This is a genomic window from Klebsiella sp. K47 (genome assembly GCF_051858335.1).
GTDB classification, from domain to species: Bacteria; Pseudomonadota; Gammaproteobacteria; order Enterobacterales; family Enterobacteriaceae; genus Klebsiella; species Klebsiella pneumoniae.
On record NZ_JBPYUI010000497.1, the window covers coordinates 1 to 218 of the forward strand.

Below are 218 nucleotides of genomic sequence, written 5' to 3' on the forward strand. Positions count from 1 at the left end.
TAGACGCGCTTTCCGGTTTGAAGGTCCACGGACGCCACCCAGAAGACCTGACCCCGCGGCGTCTGCAGATCGTACAGGACCTGGCGTCCGTCAGGACTGAACCACTCGTGGCCGAAGATTTCGAAATTCATCGTCCGCTGGTGCAGTTTGCGCAGGTCCGTGCCGTTCGTCTTGATCGTCCACATGCGATCGACCCGGTGCCAGGGCCCTTCGTGCGA

Annotated in this window: 1 protein-coding gene; it reads right to left on the bottom strand. The window is 61.5% G+C overall.

The features are described from left to right. A partial coding sequence (locus RRF55_RS28955; RefSeq protein ID WP_439419440.1) for a hypothetical protein occupies window positions 1-185 on the bottom strand: 185 nt, incomplete at its 3' end. Window positions 186-218 lie beyond the last annotated feature (33 nt).